Source organism: Psychromonas sp., from assembly GCF_983033635.1.
This window is the reverse complement of the sequence record NZ_CEZLMY010000267.1, coordinates 1-3,328: the sequence shown is the minus strand read 5'-3', so window position 1 is coordinate 3,328 and position 3,328 is coordinate 1. Positions and strand designations below refer to the sequence as shown.

Genomic DNA, 3,328 nt, shown 5'->3' with positions numbered 1-3,328 from the left:
ATTAATGAGATAAGCGTTTAATCTTAATTACTTATCTCATTCTAAATTTTATATCGCCAGCAACAGTTGATAACTGTCGATATTAATATCAGCGAGCAGAGTTTGCGTTGCTTGAGCATGACTCATTTTCGTATCGGCCTTTTCAACTAATATCACATTGCTTATTTCACTCACAGCAAAACCCGCTAAATTCAAGTTAATCAAAGCTGACTGTAACGGTGATAACGACGGATTAAACGCAGCATTTTCAATGTAACGCCCGCTAATGATAACGCCGTCCCTGGTCTGCAAAGCAATACCTGCATGGCAATGACTATAAGGTGCATAACTGCTGTTTGCCGCGCCTAATGCGACTTCGGCTAATACAGAATTGTCTGTTTGCGGCAATGTTAATGTTGCAGTCGAAGCTACAAGTAGCGGCGCCGTTACACCAAGGTCACTAGGTCCAAATGAATCCGGTAATAATGTAGATAACGACTTGCTGCCACTGGCTGCTAAATTTACTGTCAGCTGATCTGCACAACTTAATTCATTCATAAATTGGCGACAGTGACCACAGGGGCTAGCAGTGATAGTGATATCTATAATGCCGGATTCCTGATGGCTGAATACATTGTTAATAGCAGCTTGTTCTGCATGAACACTGTTAAATAATGCCTGGTTAGTGAATTCGTAATTGGCACCGAAATATAAATTACCAGAAACACCACGTGCAATTGCACCTACATTAAAGTCAGAGATAGGAGCAACAGAGTAAGCGGCAGCTAGTGGTAATAAACTCAGCAGTAACTCAGGCATTGCAAGTGCTGAGTGCTGTTGTAATAAGTCGACGTCGCTAGCTTTAATTACACCGTTAAAATTGCTCTGGCTGATAATCGGCGATAGATCACTTTGTAGTGATTCCGGTAAGTACGAAAGCGCAGTAAGAAGCTTTTGTTTCATAAATAGACCCTGTGAAAATTGGAACGAATCTGACAGACTCACCCATAAGTGAGCTTTGGTCAAGCAGCTATTCAAGTTTCTCAGGTTTTATTTTCTAAGTGATAACTTGCACGTGTTTCACTGCTTTGTTGTTTATTAATAGACACTTAAAAAGTTTGAGGGTAATGCGCTTAGCATTTAATGCCTCTTACAATTAAGCAGATTAAAAACGGTTGAATTACAGCCATTCCTGATCGATGGCTGTGATCACGATATCGGTGGTCTCTTCGCAAATATTACGAATCCTAGCTGTATTGGACATCAACTTACTCTTTTCACTACCCACAAGGCAGACAGCCAGGACGGCCCTTTGCCATTTATCCTGATATCCTACCTCAGCCACAGAGGCGTTGAACTTACTGCGGATGCGATCCTTTAGTCCCCGTACCTCTCGCCGCTTCTCTTTAAGCGAATGAGCATAAGGGATCAGCAGTTCTATAGTCAGAAGAGTGACGAAGCAGGATGGTTCGTTCATGGGATATTACCTCGCTTTGGGCAGCGTAAGCTCAGCAAATGTAGCCATTTTTGATTTCGCATATAAAAGCTATAGCCTACAACAACTGCTTAAGCAACCTTGCCATACACAGCAATAGCGAAGGTGTAAAATAACCAACTTTCAGTGCGCAAATAAAAATATTATAAGGCGATATCTGCCCTATTCCAGGCATAAGTAAATATTCTCTACAGCCAGATTAGTTCAGATATAAGGATATAACTCAAGTTATTGAAATAAATAACTGGTCAATATCAGCCGGTCACTACAAACATATTTGAATATACTATTCTTATCGTAACCACTTTCACAGGAGCTGATATTCGTATGAAAATACAACAGGTTATACTAGCCAGTTTAGGAATATTTGCTACTATGCCTGCATTTGCTGCAGTGCCTTCATTAGACTTAACTCACTCAACTATCGGTTATGTATCCTTAATTATTTTTACTCTTGCATACTGTTTGGTGATGAACGAAGAGTTTTTACATCTGCGTAAATCAAAACCAGTATTATTAGCCGCTGGTATAATTTGGTTATTGATTGGCTTTGTATTAGATCAACCCGAACAGATAGAAATTGCTAAAAGTGCTTTAGAGCATAATTTACTCGAATATTCTAAGTTACTTTTATTTTTATTAGTCGCGATGACTTATATAAATGCAATGGAAGAGCGTCGCTTATTTGATGCATTACAGGCATGGATGGTAAGTAAAGGGTTTAACTACCGCTCTCTTTTTTGGCTAACGGGTATCTTATCTTTCTTTATTTCACCTATTGCGGATAACTTAACGACCGCATTATTAATGTGCGCCATTGTTATAAAAGTTGCAGGGGAAAATAGTAAATTTATTAACCTCGCGTGTGTAAATATTGTGGTAGCAGCAAATGCGGGCGGCGCATTTAGCCCGTTTGGCGATATTACCACCTTGATGGTCTGGCAAGCCGGGCTGGTATCATTTACTGGATTCTTAACTTTATTTATTCCTTCTTTGGCTAATTATTTAATACCGGCATTAATCATGTCACGCTTTGTGCCGAAAACTCAACCCGATACCTTAAATGAATATGTTGAATTAAAACGGGGTGCACGACGTATTGTTCTGCTGTTTTTATTAACGATCGCGACAGCGGTTGGTTTTCATGCTTTTGTGCATTTCCCTCCTGTAATTGGAATGATGATGGGACTGGCTTATTTACAATTCTTTGGTTATTTTTTACGCTGTACATTACCGAGTTCATTGGCTAAAAAAACCAAGAAAGCATTAGCCAATAACGATGAAGCGGCACTTAAACGAATTGGCTCCGTAGTTCCTTTTGATGTCTTTAAACGTATCTCCGATTCAGAGTGGGATACGCTATTATTCTTTTATGGTGTCGTAATGTGCGTAGGGGCCTTAAGTTTGTTTGGTTATTTAGGCTTAGTCTCTGAGGTTATGTATACCCAGTGGAACCCGGTCTGGGCCAATATTATGGTTGGGGTTTTATCCGCTATTGTTGATAATATTCCGGTGATGTATGCGGTATTAACGATGCAGCCTGAAATGTCATTGGCTAACTGGTTATTGGTCACCTTAACAGCTGGAGTCGGCGGTAGTTTACTATCGATTGGTTCGGCGGCTGGTGTCGCATTAATGGGCGCTGCACATGGTAAATATACCTTCTTCGGTCATCTTAAATGGATGCCAGTGATTGCGCTAGGTTATGTAATTAGCATTGTACTTCATCTGCTGCTTAACGACATGATGTCAGCTTTGTGATGTTAATTGCTTTAACTTACTCAGGTCGTCGCCATTTCAGCTTATTTCCGCGTTGAAAAATGCTCATTTAAACGACTAAACTGCGCTTTTTTG

At 40.1% G+C, this 3,328-nt stretch carries 3 protein-coding genes; 1 reads left to right on the top strand and 2 read right to left on the bottom strand.

The window, feature by feature from the left end:
- Positions 1 to 48 precede the first annotated feature (48 nt).
- Together cdd and AC4GME_RS18270 are read right to left on the bottom strand one after the other, a co-directional pair.
- Positions 49 to 942: a cytidine deaminase gene (cdd, locus tag AC4GME_RS18275; RefSeq protein ID WP_490376928.1), complete on the bottom strand. Its 894-nt coding sequence runs from the start codon at positions 940 to 942 to the stop codon at positions 49 to 51.
- A gap of 217 nt (positions 943 to 1,159) precedes the next feature.
- Positions 1,160 to 1,456 (bottom strand): DUF503 domain-containing protein, encoded by a 297-nt coding sequence (locus AC4GME_RS18270; protein ID WP_490376927.1) that lies wholly within the window; start codon positions 1,454 to 1,456, stop codon positions 1,160 to 1,162.
- A gap of 345 nt (positions 1,457 to 1,801) precedes the next feature.
- Between AC4GME_RS18270 and nhaD the strand changes: the two genes are divergently transcribed.
- Positions 1,802 to 3,235 carry a sodium:proton antiporter NhaD gene (gene nhaD, locus AC4GME_RS18265; protein WP_490379989.1) on the top strand — a complete coding sequence of 478 codons (1,434 nt, stop codon included), beginning with the start codon at positions 1,802 to 1,804 and terminating at the stop codon, positions 3,233 to 3,235.
- Positions 3,236 to 3,328 lie beyond the last annotated feature (93 nt).